Below are 14,379 nucleotides of genomic sequence, written 5' to 3'. Positions count from 1 at the left end.
GGTTGTGGGAGAGTAGGACACCGCCGGACTAACTTCAGGACAGGGTCCTGACCAGGGTCGAGAACCCCAACAGGTTCTCCCCGGTCAGGGCCCTGCCTCTTTTCATGTCTGCCCTCGCCGAAGTGGTAGCAAAGGTCCCTTGCTCCCCCGCGGGTTGCTCAGCAGCTTTCCCGGCCGATCGCGCGTCGGCGCACAGGCGACGAGAAGACCAGCGAGGTGGTCGTCTCGCCGTAGCGCTGCATCCGCTCTACGAGTTCTTCCAGTTCCGCCGTGTTCCGGCAGGCAACTCGGACCAACCAGCACTCGTCGCCCGTGACGTGGTCGGCGTCGAGCACCTGGGGCAACGGGAGAATGGTTTCGCGGAAGCGTGTCGTGTCCAGGCTGCGCACCTTCGCACGGACTATCGCTTCTATCGGAAGCCCGAGCTTCGTCAGATCGACACTTGCCGAGTACCCGGTGATGATTCCCTTCTCCTCGAGCCGACGAACCCGCTCGGTCACCGCGGGTGCGGACAGCGACACTCGCCGGCCGAGCTCCGAGTAGGTCAGTCGGCCATCGGACTGGAGCAGTTCGAGCAGCTGCCAGTCGAGATCATCGAGGTCCACAGAACTCCAGGTCGATCGTCGTGTCCGCCAGGAATCTCCAGGCTAGCTGCCGCCAAGACCTGGATTCTCCGATGTTGTGGATGATCACTGACCACGAGGATTGAGCCATGACGACCGAACCCCGCGTACTGACGTTTCCGGCTCTGGACAGCGCGACCGCGGCCGCGCACCTGCGCGCCGAACTCGCTCTCGAGGTCGATCCGGACGACCTGGTCCGAGATCTCGCCTCTGAGGCGCAGCGCGGGTACGTGGTCGTCGAGACCAGAGCTCCCGAGGCCTTCGCGTCCGCTCGCATCCCCGGTGCGATCAATCTCCCCTACCGGGACATGACAGCAGAATCAGTCAGTGGGCTCGACCGTGAACTCGTCTACATCTGCTACTGCGAGAGCGTCTACTGCAACGCCGCGACCAAGGGCGCTTTGAAGCTCGCAGAGCTCGGCTTCAAGGTCAAACGCCTGTCCGGTGGTATCACGGCCTGGCAGGCGGCCGGCTATCCCGTTGAGCGAGACGCCCTGGTGCCCGCGGGCACCTCCGCCCCCACCCCGCGTTGTGCCTGCTGACAGTTAGAGGAGCAAGGGACCTTTGCTACCGGCCCCTCGCGATAGCAAAGGTCCCTTGCTCTCTGTGCGGTCGTAGGCTGGGGAGGTGACCGCTCCCAAGTTGCTCGTCATCCAGCCAGATGAATCAGACCCGATCGGCCCCCTTGGCGACTGGCTCACCGAGGCAGGCGCCGAGCTCGACATCCGGTTGCTGCCCGATCAGACTCTCCCCGCCGATCTTGACGGATACTCCGGCGTCGTATGCCTTGGCGGCGGGATGGGCGCCAACGACGACGAGGCTCATCCATGGCTCGCGGACGTGCGGAAGCTGCTTTCGAAGGCCGCGGGCGCGCGGCTCCCGGTACTTGCGATCTGTCTCGGCGGCCAGCTGCTGGCCGTGGCACTGGGCGGCAGCGTCAGCAAGGGCGATCAAGGGCCCGAGGTCGGCCCGGGGCTTGTGTCCAAGAAGGACGCTGCGTGGACCGACCCGCTGTTCGCAGACCTGCCGCTCATGCAGGACGTCCTGCAGTTCCACAACGACGGGATCACTCGGCTGCCCGCGGGTGCCGAGCTTCTCGCCTCCTCCCCGCGGTATGCCTACCAGGCTTTCCGATTCGACCGTTGTGCCTACGGTGTCCAGTTCCACATCGAGACCACGCCGGATGTGGTCCTCGGTTGGGCACGGCAGGCACCTGAAATGGCGGAACTCACCCGGCCGGACGTACTGACCCCGGAAAACCTCGCCAAGGTGCATGCCGATATCACCGAAACCTGGCGGCCGTTCGCCCATCGCTTCGTCCGACTGGTGTCCGGTGACCTCGCCCCGGCTGCGGACCGTCAACGTACATTGCCGATGGCTTAACGACTTATGTCTCAAATCCGTATGGGTTGTTAACGCTCGGGTCTTGCCGTCAGGTACCTTGCGAGGGGAGTTTCGAAGGGTTCGGAGGTCGGGGTGGAGCCCTCACTGTTGGTCGTGCTCGTCGTCGTCACGGCCCTAATTTTCGATTTCACAAACGGGTTCCATGACACGGCCAACTCGATGGCGACGTCGATCGCCACCGGGGCGTTGCGCCCCAGGGTCGCGGTGACGATCTCCGCAGTCCTGAACCTGGTCGGAGCCTTCCTGTCGGTCGAGGTGGCGAAGACCATCTCGAATGGACTGGTCGACGACACCAAGATCGGTCCGTCGATCGTCTTCGGGGGCCTGGTCGGGGCGATCGTGTGGAACCTGATCACCTGGTTCATCGGCCTGCCGTCCAGCTCGTCCCACGCGCTGTTCGGAGGGCTGATCGGCGCCACGTGGGTGTCGGCCGGAACGGACTCCGTCCATTTCGGAAAGATCGTCGAGAAGGTGCTGGTTCCCGCGGCGCTGTCGCCGGTGTTGGCCGGCCTCGTCGCGATGGTCGTGACGTACTTCGTCTACCGGATCTTCGTCCGCCGCGGTCGTACCGCAGGCTTCAGAGTCGGCCAGATCATCTCCGCGTCGCTGGTCTCGCTCGCGCACGGCACGAACGACGCGCAGAAGACCATGGGTGTCATCACACTGACGATGATCACCGCCGGAGCGCTCCCAGCCGGGGCCGGGCCGCCGCTTTGGGTGATCGTCAGCGCCGCGCTGGCACTGGCGCTCGGCACGTACCTGGGTGGCTGGCGAATCACCTACACGCTGGGTAAAGGCCTTACCGATATCGATGGCCCACAGGGCTTCGCCGCGCAGACCAGTTCGGCGGCCGTCATCCTCGCCTCGACGAACTTCGGCTTTCCGCTTTCGACGACCCACGTCTGCTCCGGCGGCATCGTCGGCTCCGGCGTAGGCCGGAATGAGTCACCGGTTCGCTGGCGCACGGCCGGCCGCATGGTGACCGCGTGGCTGTTCACACTTCCGGCGGCCGCCATCGTCGGTGCCGGTGCCGGCCTCGTGACCTCGACCGGCACTGTGGGGACGATCGCCGTTGGCGTCGCGGGCCTCGCGATCGGTATCGGGATCTACCTCCTTTCACGGCGGAGCCCCGTCAACGCCGGCAGCTTCACCACCCCCGTCCCGCCCGTTCCAGAACAGGAAGTCGGCAGGATCGCCGCCTGAGGGAGCAAGGGACCTTTGCTACCGCCCGAGCCGACGTGGTAGTAAAGGTCCCTTGCTCCCTTGCGCGTCCGTCTGGCCACGGGCGGGAGGGCGACTACGGTGGAAGCCGATGGTTGAGCGCGCCAGGCCGACCGCTTCCGTGGCGAGATACGGCTTCACCGATCCCCGTGCCGACGGGCAGCTGCGTGCTGCCGGTTGGTGGACTGAATCCGGCCCGGACGGCTCCGCCGCCGACGTGTTGTCCGCACTTTCCCGGGCGGCGGATCCCGATCTCGCCTTGAGCGGCCTGGACCGGATCAGGGAAGCCGACCCTGCCACCTGGAACGGACTCGACCAGGCGCTCCGCACCAATCGCACCTTCCGCGGCCGGATGCTCGGCGTCTTGGGCACCTCGAGCGCACTCGCGGACTTCTTGGTCTCGAATACCGGCTGCTGGAAGACCCTCGAACGACAGAAGAGCACCGAGCCGGATCAATACGTGAGCAGTCTCCTCGACCACTTGCGGCCGGAAGGAGAAGTGCTCACTGGGCTTGAGTCGGAGCAGGCTCTTCGCGTCGGCTACCGCGAGCTGCTCCTCGGCATCGCAGCGGCCGACCTCGGACATCTGGTCGAACCCGGCCTTCGCCAACCCCCGTATGCCGAGATCGGAGCCCAGCTCACCACGCTGGCCGAGGCCGCGCTGACAGTGGGGCTGCTGGTCGCGGAGGCTGAGGTGGGGGCAGGTGCCGAAGGACGGCTGGCCGTGATCGCGATGGGCAAATGCGGTGGCCGAGAGCTGAACTACGTGAGTGACGTGGACGTCATCTTCGTGGGCGATGGAGATCTGTCGATCTCCACGCGGCTGGCCAGCACGATGATGCGCGTGGTCGGTAAGGCCTGTTTCGAGGTCGATGCGGCGTTGCGTCCGGAGGGTAAGGCGGGTGCCTTGGTCCGGACTCTCGACGGGCACGCCGCCTATTACCAGAAGTGGGCCAAGACCTGGGAGTTCCAGGCGTTGCTCAAAGCACGGCCGGTCGCAGGTGACGTCGAGCTCGGGCGTCAGTACGCGGAGATGGTCGCACCGAAGGTGTGGGCTGCGGCCGATCGGGAGAACTTCGTCCCCGAAGTCCAGAAGATGCGGCGACGCGTCGAAGGTCATGTCCCTTCGGCACACGCCGAGCGGGAGCTGAAGCTGGGGCGCGGAGGCCTCCGCGACGTCGAGTTCGCCGTGCAGTTGCTCCAACTGGTCCACGGCCGGATCGACGCCGAGCTGCGTTCTCCGTCCACGATGGACGCACTCGCCGCCCTGGGCGACGGCGGCTACGTCGGCCGGAAGGACGCCGCCGAGCTCGCATCGTCATACGAATTTCTCCGGACTATCGAGCATCGGCTTCAGCTTCGCAGACTCCGGCGTACGCATCTGTTCCCTGCGGCTTCGGACGTCAGCGAGCTGCGAACGATCGCGCGGGCGAGCGGAGTGCGGCCGGCTCGGGGCAAGAGCGAAGGGGACGTCTTGCTGGCGGAGTTCCGCCGCCACCTGCAGAGCATCCGACGGCTTCACGAAAAACTCTTCTACCGGCCTCTGCTGCAATCTGTCGCGAACGTGCCGACCGAAGCGCTCCGGCTGACCACGAAACAGGCAGAGAGCCGTCTCGCCGCGCTCGGCTATGCCGCTCCGGACGGTGCCCTGCAGCACATCAAGGCCTTGACCGCGGGAATGTCGCGTCGGGCGGCCATCCAGCAGGCTCTGCTGCCGGTTTTGCTGGACCTTCTCGCCGATACCCCGGACCCTGACCGCGGGCTGTTGTCTTATCGGAAGGTCTCCGAAGCGCTTGAGGAAACGCCTTGGTACCTCAGGGTTCTCCGGGACGAGGGCGCCGTCGTCGAGCGGCTCGCATTTCTGCTGGGTACCTCGCGACTCGTGCCCGACCTGCTGGCGAGAGCACCCGAAGTACTGCAGCTGCTCGGTGATCCCGCGCGGCTTGCCGGTCGCACTCCCGCTGAGGTGGCCACCTCGCTGCGAGCCGCAGTGCGGCGGCAACCGGGTTTGAACGCCGCGGTCGCGGCCGCGAGATCACTCCGCCGTCACGAGATGCTGCGGATCGCGTCGGCGGATCTGCTCGGGCTGCTGGACGTTCCAGCGGTCTGCGCGGCGTTGTCGAGCGTATGGGTCGCCGTGCTTCAAGGTGCCTTGGCCGCTGCTTTTCGCCAGCGTCAGGCTGAGCTCGGCCAGACTCCCGCGAAAATCGCCGTCATCGGTATGGGCCGCCTCGGCGGGGCCGAACTCGGCTATGGATCTGACGCAGACGTTCTCTTCGTGTGCGAGCCGTCAGAAGGGGTGTCGGACTCCGAAGCCGCGAAGTTCGCTTCTTCGGTCGCGGAGACGGTGCGCAAGATCCTCGGAGCTCCCAGCCCAGACCCTGCGTTGGTCGTCGACGCCGATCTCCGTCCGGAGGGGCGGAGCGGCCCGTTGGTGCGAACCCTCGAGTCCTACCGCAGCTACTACGGTCGGTGGGCGGAGGTCTGGGAATCGCAAGCGCTGCTCCGGGCCCGATTCATCGCCGGCGACGAGGACCTTGGTGCTCGGTTCATCGAGATGATCGACCCCATTCGATACCCGCAAGCCGGTCTCGACGCGGTGCGGGTGCGGGAGATCAGGCGGATCAAGGCCCGAGTGGACACGGAGCGGATGCCCAAGGGCGCCGATCCGACACGGCACACGAAACTCGGTCGCGGAGGGCTCGCCGATGTGGAATGGACCGTGCAGCTCATGCAGCTGCGCCACGGACATGAAGTCGAAGGGCTTCGGACCACCTCGACGATCGGGGCACTGAAAGCCGCGGCGGACGCGGGACTGGCCGAGCCCGCAGAGATCGAATCGCTGACCGAGGCCTGGCTGCTGGCGACACGTGTTCGCAATGCCGGGATGCTGGTCCGCGGGAAGGCCGTCGACGAGATCCCCAGCTCCGGGCGAGATCTGGCCGCGGTCGCGCGAGTGCTCGGTTACTCGGCCGATGACGATCCAGGCGAGTTTCTCGACGCCTATCGGCGGACGACGCGACGTGCTCATGCGGTCGTGGAGACCCTCTTTTACCAGGGCTGACCGCTCTGACCTGCGGTAGGTGAGCAAGGGACCTTTGCTACCACCTGCCCGGAAGGGACGAGGTGGTAGCAAAGGTCCCTTGCTCACACTCGGCGTCGCGGAGGGTGAGTGGCGCTTACAGTGGACCGGTGACTGTGCGCGAGCCATTTCGCACCCGGATCAAGGTGCGTCATTACGAGCTGGACACCCTTGGGCATCTCAACCACGCCGTCTATCACTCATACGGTGAGGTCTCCAGACTCGAGCTGATGGAGCTCGCCGGCGGCCTCAACTCCGGCATGCGCGACGCGAATCTTGCCTTCGTGCTGCTCGAGTCCCATATCGTGTTTCGCCGCGAGCTTCGTGCAGGCGATGTCGTCGACGTGACCTGTGACGCCAAGTTCGGCACCGGCAAGACCTTCCACATGGACTCGAACATCTACAAGGTCGACGGCACCCTCTCCGCGGAGATCACGTGCACGCTGGGGCTGATGGATCTCGAGCGCCGCAAACTGGTGGACGACCCGCGTGGCCGCATCGAGCGAGCAGGCGTCGATCTGAAGGTTCTTTCCACGTCGGAGTAGCCGTACCACGAAGGACCCATAAGAAACGCCGGTGGTGAGGGCGCTTCCGCACCTCACCACCGGCGTGCTCTTGGGGTTGCCTACCGCATGATCACACGTCGTAGTACAGCGAGAACTCGTACGGGTGCGGGCGCAGCCGCAGCGGGTCGATCTCGTTCTCACGCTTGTAAGAGATCCACGTTTCGATCACGTCGGGAGTGAACACGCCACCCTCGAGCAGGTAGTCGTGGTCCGCTTCCAGCGTGTCGAGCACCGCGCCAAGGTCGCCAGGAACGAGCTTGACGTTCTGAGCCTCCTCCGGCGGAAGTTCGTAGAGGTCCTTGTCGATGGGCTCCGGCGGCTCGATCTTGTTCTTGATGCCGTCGAGACCGGCCATCATCATCGCCGAGAACGCGAGGTACGGGTTGCCGGACGAGTCCGGGCACCGGAACTCGGCGCGCTTGGCCTTCGGGTTGTTGCCCGTGATCGGGATACGGACACAAGCCGACCGGTTCCGCTGCGAGTACACCAGGCTGACCGGGGCCTCGAAGCCCGGCACGAGCCGGTGGTACGAGTTGACGGTCGGGTTGGTGAAGGCCAGCAGGCTCGGCGCGTGCTTGAGCAGGCCGCCGATGTAGTGGCGGGCGGTGTCGGACAGACCCGCGTACCCCGACTCGTCGTGGAACAGCGGCGTGCCGTCCTTCCACAGCGACTGGTGGCAGTGCATGCCCGAGCCGTTGTCACCGGCGAGCGGCTTCGGCATGAAGGTCGCGGTCTTGCCGGCGGCGAAGACGGTGTTCTTCACGATGTACTTGAACAGCTGCAGGTCGTCCGCAGCGTGCAGCAGCGTGTTGAACTTGTAGTTGATCTCGGTCTGGCCGGCGGTGCCCACCTCGTGGTGCGCGCGCTCGATCTCGAAACCGGAGCCCTGCAGGTTGCGGACGATCTCGTCGCGCAGGTCGGCGAAGTGGTCGACCGGCGGGACCGGGAAGTAGCCGCCCTTGAACTTCGTCTTGTAACCCTGGTTGCCGCCCGGCACGTCGGCACCGGTGTTCCACCAACCCTCGACGGAGTCGATCTCGTGGAACGAGGCGTGCTCGGCCGAGTCGAACCGGATCGAGTCGAAGATGTAGAACTCGGCCTCCGGGCCGAAGAACACGTTGTCGGCGACGCCGTATTCGGAGATGTACTGCTCGGCCTTGCGCGCGATGTTGCGCGGGTCGCGGCTGTACGCCTCACGGGTGAACGGGTCGTGCACGAAGAAGTTCAGCGAGAGCGTCTTCGCCTTGCGGAACGGGTCGATACGCGCAGTCTCAGGGTCCGGGAGGAGCAGCATGTCGGATTCGTGGATCGACTGGAAACCACGCACCGAGGAGCCGTCGAAGGCCAGGCCTTCTTCGTAGGCTTCTTCGTTGAACGCCTTCGCCGGAACGGTGAAGTGCTGCATAACGCCGGGCAGGTCGCAGAACCTGACGTCGACGACCTCTACGTTCTCGTCGGCGATAAGGCGCTGAATGTCGTCTGGAGTAGTGGGCACCCTCGGTGACTCCTTCTCGTTCGTTGCCGGCGGCAGTACTCTCTTCGGCTCACGCTAAGAGCGCGGTGTTGCCCGACCGTCACCCGTATGTTTCGCCGGTGTTAACGGGGCGGCGATATCGGGTAGTCGACCAGGGCGAATGTGGCCCGCGCCACCGGCATACCCTGGACGGGTGGCGAGATGGACCGGAGAATGGCTGCCCGGAGCCGGTGACGAGACGACTGCCGGTGGCGAGGCTACGCAGCGGTGGCGTGGCGAGCGACTCGGCTTGCCCCAATCGGGTGTCGGCTCGATGGCGGGCGGCGGCGCACGCCTTCTCGGGCTGATCATCGATTTGGTTCTCGCCTCACTGGTCACGACCCTCTTCGTGACCCCCAGCCTTCAGGATCCGGCTGTCATGCAGACCTTCAACCTCTGGTCGGTCGGCGTCTGGGCGGCGATCACGGCCATTCCCGCAGCCTTCTTCGGCTTCACACCCGGTATGGCAGTGGTCGGAATCCGCGTCGCCAGGCTCGACGGCGCGCAGATGGTCGGGGTGTGGCGCGCGGTCGTGCGGGCGGCACTGACCTTCGTGATCATTCCGGCCGCGATCCGCAACGTCGACGGCCGAAGCTGGCTAGACCGGCTGACCGGGACCGTCGTCATCCGCATGCGATGACCTCGGAGGGGAGCAAGGGACCTTTGCTCCCACCGGAGGATACTGCCGGGCCGGCCGTGGTCAGGCGGCCGGTGCCGCAGGAACGCTCCCGAGTTCCGGAGGCGGTCGTTGCCGAGCGCGGCGGTGCGCCGCTCGCAGTTCCTGGATCACCACCAGCGGTTCGTCACGCAGCTGTGCCGGGCCTATCTGGACGACGATGAGGCCTGGAGCGACCAGCGTCGGCAACTTGGACGACTTGTCCGGTTCGAGAGCGACCTCGTCGTAGCGGACCTGTAAGGCGACGCCGACCTGCGACCACCAGGCGTCGGCGACCCCGACCACCGCTCCGTCCGGTGTCCGCAGCTCTGCCCTCCGCGTGGGCTTGGGCAAGCCGCTGCGCTCGAGTGCGGACTCCAGCCACTGTTCGACGGCGGAGTCGACCCCGTCTTGGAGGGCGTTGACGACGATTCGAGGGAGTGCGGAGCCGATCGTGCTGGCCTGGGCAAGCTCGACTCGAAGTTCCTCCGGAGTGCAAAGCCCGCGATGGACCGCGTCGTGGATCATGGCCCGCACCGACTCAAGCTCATCCATACGTCGTGCCGCGTCGATCAGGGCCCGGGCGAGCGGGGCGACGGGCAGCCCGTCGATCTCCACTGGTTCCGGCAGATGGATCGTTCGCTCTACGACGGCGAATCCCCAGGTGGCCACTTTGCTCCGGTGGGGGATCAAGGTGTGCGCACGTCTCTCTGGCGGGAGTCTTCGTACTCCGTACAACCTGGCGGCCTGTACGCCGGTGAGCATCGCCTCCGGGCCCGCGTGGGTCAGTGCGACCTTCAAGAGTTGGCGCTGGGTAGGTGTGGCGCTGGTCAGGAGGATGACGCCGGGTATAGGACGTCTCCACGGTCCGCCTTCTCGGCAATACCGAGAGATAGAGGAGTGCGAGTACCCCAGGGCGACAAGTTTCGGCCGGGCGGCCACGCCGTCCGGGAACATCGCTGCCAGTACCTTCTGACGAGCGCTTGAGGTTCTGTCCACACAGTGATCATGCGACCACCCACCGACAGTTTTTCACTCGAAGATGAATCAGGGGTCCTTTGCTACCACGTAGCGGTAGCAAAGGACCCCTGATTCTCGTTTGGTCAGCGGCGGCGGATGGTGCGCTGGACGTTGCGCATCTTCGCGCCGGCGGGCATCGGCCCCTTGGGCATGGCGGCACCGCGGCTGCCGAGGGCGGCCAGCTTCGCTTCCAGCGCGTCGACCTGGGCAGGCTTGAGGTTGCGGGGGAGCTTCATCAGATAACCCTGAAGCTTCTTCAGCGGCACCTGCTGCTCTTCGTTCCCGATGATGACGTTGTAGATCGGGGTCTCACCGATCAGGCGGGACACACGCTTCTTCTCCTGCGCGAGCAGGGACTTCACGCGGTGCGGCGCTCCCTCGGCGACAAGCACGACACCCGGGCCGCCGAGCACCCGGTGCACGGCGTCGAGCTGGGTCGTGGCCGCCACGGTCGGCGTCACCTTCCAGCGGCCTCGCATGTTCTCGAGTGCCCAGGCCGCGGCGCCGGGCTGTCCGTCGGCCTTCGAGTACACGGTCTTCTGGACCCGCCTGCCGAAGATGATCACAGCGGCGAGCGCGCCGAGCAGAATGCCCAGCGGCAGCACGACCCAGTGGACGTCGAAGATGAACCCGATGCCGAACACGACACCGGCGATGACCAGGAGCGATCCGACCATCCACGGGATGAGCGCCTTGTCTTCCTTGCGCTGCATCTTGAAGGCCTCGAAGATCTGCCCGCGGCGAGCCTTGCTCGCGGCGCGCTTCTCCTTCTTGGCCAGCTTCGCTGCTTCCTTGTCCTGCTTTCCCGCCATGTGACCAGGATACGGCCGCGTGCCCTGCGCCGATCCCGTCGGGCCCTCTGCGAGGATCGGGGCGTGGTTAGCGCATCGTCCCCGAAGAGTCGTCCAGGCCTGCTCGATGGGCTCGATCCCGAGCAGCGCGCCGCCGCCTGTGCGCCGAGGGGGCCGGTCTGCGTCCTCGCAGGAGCGGGGACCGGCAAGACACGAACGATCACGCACCGCATCGCTCACCTGGTCCGTTCCGGGCACGTCGCCGCTGGTCAGGTTCTCGCGGTCACCTTCACGACTCGCGCGGCCGGCGAGATGCGCACGCGCCTTCGGGGGTTGGGTGTCGACGCCGCCCAAGCGCTCACCTTCCACGCCGCCGCCCGCCGTCAGCTCCGCTACTTCTGGCCGCAGGTGGTCGGGGATCGGCCGTGGGAGCTCCTTGAGAACAAGTTCCGCTACATCAGCCAAGCCGCCAACAAGGCCGGTCTCGGCACCGAGACGGAGCTCTTGCGCGACCTCGCGAGCGAGATCGAGTGGAGCAAGGCCTCTTTGGTATCACCGGACGACTACCCGGCGGTCGCCGCGCGTACGCAGCGGGACACACCGGCTCCCGCGTCGCAGGTCGCGGAGGTCTACCGCAACTACGAGAAGGTCAAGAACGCCGCCCAGGTACTCGACTTCGACGACCTGCTCCTGCACACCACGGCAGTCCTCGAGGAGCACACCGTGGTGGCCCAGGAGTTCCGCGAGCGCTACCGGTGCTTCGTCGTCGACGAGTATCAGGACGTCACCCCGCTGCAGCAGCGGTTGCTCGACGCCTGGCTCGGCGGCCGCGACGACCTGACCGTCGTCGGCGACGCCAACCAGACCATCTATTCGTTCGGGGGTGCTTCCCCCCGCCCGCTGCTGGAATTCACACGGAGGTTTCCCGAGGCGACGGTCGTCAGGCTCGAGCGGGACTACCGGTCGACTCCAGAGGTCGTGGCTCTCGCCAACCAAGTGATCGGTGCCGCTCGGGGCCGTCCTGCGGGGTCGAGGTTGAAACTGATCGGCCAGCGTCCTTCCGGGCCGAACCCGCGGTTCGCCGAATATGACGACGAGACCGCCGAGGCCGCGGCCGTCGCCCGCAGGATCCGCGATCTGCTCGACAGCGGAGTGGCAGCGAGCGAGATCGCGGTGCTCTACCGCGTCAACGCCCAGTCGGAGGCTTACGAGCAGGCTCTGGCCGAGCTAGGCATCCCGTACCTGGTCCGTGGCGGCGAGCGGTTCTTCGCCAGGGCGGAGGTCCGGCAGGCGATGTCCGCGTTGCGGATGGCGTCGACCGACGCCGACACCGGCGAGCTGGTGACCCGGGTCCGCTCCGTACTCGCGAAGGTCGGGCTCACAGACCAGCCTCCCGCCGGCGGCGCGGCGAAAGAGCGGTGGGACGCACTTCTCTCGATCGTCGAGTTGGCCGAGGAGCTGGCTTCCACCGTCGAAGACGCGGATCTCCCGCGTTTCGTGGCGGAGCTCGAACAGCGGGCGACAGCGCAGCACCCGCCGACGGTGGAGGGCATCACCCTGGCCTCGCTTCACGCGGCGAAAGGTCTCGAATGGGACGCTGTGTTCCTCGTGGGGCTCGCAGAGGGGACCATGCCGATCCTTCATGCCGACGGCGATGAGGCGGCCATCGAGGAAGAGCGCCGTCTCTTCTATGTCGGCGTCACCCGGGCGCGAGTGCACCTCTCGCTCTCGTGGGCTTTGGCCAGGACGTCGGGAAATCGTCGCAATCGGCGCCGCAGCCGCTTCCTCTACGGCCTCATCCCCGAGGACCATCCGGCGGCGAGGGTCGCCCGCTCGCAGCAGCCGAAGCCGTCCGGCAACAAGGCCCGGTGCCGGGTGTGCGGCGGGCCGTTGCCGGAGACGCTCGACATCAAGCTGGGGCGCTGCTCCCGTTGCCCGTCCAACGTGGATGAGCAGCTGCTCGAGAAGCTGAAGTCGTGGCGGGGCGAACGCTCGCGTGAGCTCAAGGTGCCGGCCTTCGTCGTTTTCACGGACGCGACGCTGGTCGCCATCGCGGAGCAGCGGCCGACCGACGACACGGCGTTGTGCGCCATTTCCGGGATCGGCGCGACGAAGCTCGAACGCTTCGGAGCGGAGGTTCTCGACGTCGTACGGGCCTCGGTGGAGTCTTGACCGCGTTCCAGGCGTGATCCACGCGGCGAACCCGCTGCTCAGAGCCGATCTTCGCAACTTCGACGGATTTTCTGGAAAATAAGTTGCCCCGGTGCGGCCGGGGGCAATAACCTGCAGGTACCGGGCGGGAAGAGCCCGGACTGGGGAAGAACATCTACAACACAGCGTAGACCGCAGGGCGGCTCGCGCGCGACAGAGAAAGGTGGTGCCGGTGAAATGACGATCAACATGATGCTCACGAACCCTGGCACCCGTCTGTCCTGCGTCGCGGAAGTCCCGCAGGCACAGCGCCAGGGCACCTTTGTGCCTGTGAGCATCCTCGCCGCCCGCGGCACCCAGCGTTTCGACCTTGGCCGGATCGCCGCTGACGAAACCTTCTCGCACGCTGCCACCTTCGGTGGGGCGTACGAGAACGGTGGCGTCGATCTGCCGGTCATCAAGCAGTTCCGTGTTCCGTTGTCCAAACGGGAGCGAAGTTCCTGACCTAGTCAGGACCAGAGGCTCACGAAGGCCGCGGAACCGGTTACCGGATCCGCGGCCTTCGTGTTTTTTGCTGCACAAACAAGTTGGCTGCACAACCTAATTGGGGTTCAGCGTTGTCCAGTTCCACCGTGAGTACGAAATCCGTTACAGGACAGAGGAGTGCACTTATGTCATCGGCCATAGCTTTCGCGCCGGGGGAGGCTCTGCCTTTCGCCGACGCCGGCGTCGTCGACCTGCTCGACGCCATCGACTCGCCTGAGTCGATGCTTCCCTGCCGTTCGGGCGACGCGGACCTTTGGTTCGCCGAGTCGCCGGCAGAGCTCGAGCGGGCGAAGGCGTTCTGCGCGGACTGCCCGGTCCGTTCCGCTTGCCTCGCGGGTGCCCTTTCGCGGCGTGAGCCCTGGGGTGTCTGGGGTGGCGAAATCTTCGAGCGTGGCGTTGTCGTCGCGCGGAAGCGGCCCCGTGGCCGCCCCCGGAAGAACCCGGTCGTCGAGTCCGCCGCCGAGGCTCGCCCCGTTGCACGCAAGGTCGAGCGGAGCGCAGCGGCATGACCGTCGAACTCATCACCACCAGGGATTACGAGGCGCTGACGGGAACCCACGCGCCGACCGAATTGAACGAGATCAAGGTCGAGGAGACCAGCGAAATGTTGCTTTATGAAGAACTGTCCAGGGCCCGAATACGAGACCTCGAGGAGGGAGTCCGCGCGCAGCGGGCTCGAAGCGGCCCGCGCGCCGCACGCAGGTGGACCAAGGTCGCCCGCTGGGCGGCCCGGCGAGCCGAGCGTCTTCAGGCCTGACCACTCGGGGGAGCGGGGGACCTTTGCTACCACCGCACGGTGGTAGCAAA

14 protein-coding genes are annotated in these 14,379 nt (G+C 66.1%); 10 read left to right on the top strand and 4 right to left on the bottom strand.

Annotated features, from left to right (window positions below; all coding sequences use genetic code 11):
• Nucleotides 1-158 precede the first annotated feature (158 nt).
• The gene (locus tag ACFWIW_RS33845) at nucleotides 159-605 is read right to left on the bottom strand and encodes an Lrp/AsnC family transcriptional regulator (protein ID WP_378372198.1); all 447 of its coding nucleotides are present in this window, start codon (nucleotides 603-605) and stop codon (nucleotides 159-161) included.
• A gap of 107 nt (nucleotides 606-712) precedes the next feature.
• Between ACFWIW_RS33845 and ACFWIW_RS33840 the strand changes: the two genes are divergently transcribed.
• The 5 genes from ACFWIW_RS33840 (at nucleotide 713) to ACFWIW_RS33820 (ending at nucleotide 6,875) form a co-directional block, all read left to right on the top strand.
• Nucleotides 713-1,165: a rhodanese-like domain-containing protein gene (locus tag ACFWIW_RS33840; protein WP_378372197.1), complete on the top strand. Its 453-nt coding sequence runs from the start codon at nucleotides 713-715 to the stop codon at nucleotides 1,163-1,165.
• 85 nt (nucleotides 1,166-1,250) lie between these two features.
• Complete coding sequence (locus ACFWIW_RS33835) at nucleotides 1,251-2,006, top strand: type 1 glutamine amidotransferase (RefSeq protein WP_378372196.1); 756 nt, start codon at nucleotides 1,251-1,253, stop codon at nucleotides 2,004-2,006.
• Between the two features lie 105 nt (nucleotides 2,007-2,111).
• Entirely contained in the window at nucleotides 2,112-3,230 is a 1,119-nt protein-coding gene (locus ACFWIW_RS33830) for an anion permease (RefSeq protein ID WP_378372202.1), read from the top strand.
• Between the two features lie 109 nt (nucleotides 3,231-3,339).
• Nucleotides 3,340-6,312, top strand: a complete 2,973-nt coding sequence (locus tag ACFWIW_RS33825) for a bifunctional [glutamine synthetase] adenylyltransferase/[glutamine synthetase]-adenylyl-L-tyrosine phosphorylase (RefSeq protein WP_378372195.1) — start codon at nucleotides 3,340-3,342, stop codon at nucleotides 6,310-6,312.
• Between the two features lie 128 nt (nucleotides 6,313-6,440).
• On the top strand, nucleotides 6,441-6,875 hold the full coding sequence (locus ACFWIW_RS33820; protein ID WP_020633826.1) for a thioesterase family protein: 435 nt from the start codon (nucleotides 6,441-6,443) through the stop codon (nucleotides 6,873-6,875).
• Nucleotides 6,876-6,966: 91 nt separating this feature from the next.
• Here ACFWIW_RS33820 and glnA read toward each other — a convergent pair whose 3' ends face one another.
• Nucleotides 6,967-8,391, bottom strand: coding sequence for a type I glutamate--ammonia ligase (gene glnA / locus ACFWIW_RS33815; protein WP_007033879.1), 1,425 nt, complete (start codon nucleotides 8,389-8,391; stop codon nucleotides 6,967-6,969).
• A gap of 172 nt (nucleotides 8,392-8,563) precedes the next feature.
• On the opposite strand from glnA, the gene ACFWIW_RS33810 reads away from it, so the two are divergent.
• Nucleotides 8,564-9,049, top strand: coding sequence for an RDD family protein (locus ACFWIW_RS33810; protein WP_378372194.1), 486 nt, complete (start codon nucleotides 8,564-8,566; stop codon nucleotides 9,047-9,049).
• Nucleotides 9,050-9,109: 60 nt separating this feature from the next.
• Here ACFWIW_RS33810 and ACFWIW_RS33805 read toward each other — a convergent pair whose 3' ends face one another.
• The gene (locus ACFWIW_RS33805; protein WP_378372193.1) at nucleotides 9,110-9,736 is read right to left on the bottom strand and encodes a hypothetical protein; all 627 of its coding nucleotides are present in this window, start codon (nucleotides 9,734-9,736) and stop codon (nucleotides 9,110-9,112) included.
• A gap of 431 nt (nucleotides 9,737-10,167) precedes the next feature.
• A complete protein-coding gene (locus ACFWIW_RS33800; protein WP_378372192.1) occupies nucleotides 10,168-10,896 on the bottom strand; it encodes a DUF4191 domain-containing protein in 729 nt (242 codons plus the stop codon).
• A 63-nt stretch (nucleotides 10,897-10,959) separates the two neighbouring features.
• Between ACFWIW_RS33800 and ACFWIW_RS33795 the strand changes: the two genes are divergently transcribed.
• The 4 genes from ACFWIW_RS33795 (at nucleotide 10,960) to ACFWIW_RS33780 (ending at nucleotide 14,329) form a co-directional block, all read left to right on the top strand.
• The gene (locus tag ACFWIW_RS33795) at nucleotides 10,960-13,047 is read left to right on the top strand and encodes an ATP-dependent DNA helicase UvrD2 (protein WP_378372191.1); all 2,088 of its coding nucleotides are present in this window, start codon (nucleotides 10,960-10,962) and stop codon (nucleotides 13,045-13,047) included.
• A 216-nt stretch (nucleotides 13,048-13,263) separates the two neighbouring features.
• A complete protein-coding gene (locus ACFWIW_RS33790; RefSeq protein ID WP_378372190.1) occupies nucleotides 13,264-13,530 on the top strand; it encodes a hypothetical protein in 267 nt (88 codons plus the stop codon).
• A 167-nt stretch (nucleotides 13,531-13,697) separates the two neighbouring features.
• Nucleotides 13,698-14,081, top strand: a complete 384-nt coding sequence (locus ACFWIW_RS33785) for a WhiB family transcriptional regulator (RefSeq protein WP_378372189.1) — start codon at nucleotides 13,698-13,700, stop codon at nucleotides 14,079-14,081.
• On the top strand, nucleotides 14,078-14,329 hold the full coding sequence (locus tag ACFWIW_RS33780; protein WP_063272505.1) for a hypothetical protein: 252 nt from the start codon (nucleotides 14,078-14,080) through the stop codon (nucleotides 14,327-14,329). Before ACFWIW_RS33785 ends, ACFWIW_RS33780 begins: the two co-directional genes overlap by 4 nt.
• Nucleotides 14,330-14,379: the final 50 nt, after the last annotated feature.

Origin of the sequence: Amycolatopsis sp. NPDC058340, from assembly GCF_042723975.1 — a bacterium.
Lineage (GTDB): Bacteria > Actinomycetota > Actinomycetes > Mycobacteriales > Pseudonocardiaceae > Amycolatopsis.
Note: the sequence above shows the minus strand (reverse complement) of the source record. Positions and strands in the feature narration are given on the sequence as shown.

What these genes read in the sequence shown, in the direction of transcription:
- ACFWIW_RS33790 (WP_378372190.1), top strand. Translation starts at nt 13,264, where the DNA reads ATGACGATCAACATGATGCTCACGAACCCTGGCACCCGTCTGTCCTGC.
- ACFWIW_RS33800 (WP_378372192.1), bottom strand. Translation starts at nt 10,896, where the DNA reads ATGGCGGGAAAGCAGGACAAGGAAGCAGCGAAGCTGGCCAAGAAGGAG.
- ACFWIW_RS33785 (WP_378372189.1), top strand. Translation starts at nt 13,698, where the DNA reads ATGTCATCGGCCATAGCTTTCGCGCCGGGGGAGGCTCTGCCTTTCGCC.
- ACFWIW_RS33840 (WP_378372197.1), top strand. Translation starts at nt 713, where the DNA reads ATGACGACCGAACCCCGCGTACTGACGTTTCCGGCTCTGGACAGCGCG.
- ACFWIW_RS33780 (WP_063272505.1), top strand. Translation starts at nt 14,078, where the DNA reads ATGACCGTCGAACTCATCACCACCAGGGATTACGAGGCGCTGACGGGA.
- ACFWIW_RS33825 (WP_378372195.1), top strand. Translation starts at nt 3,340, where the DNA reads ATGGTTGAGCGCGCCAGGCCGACCGCTTCCGTGGCGAGATACGGCTTC.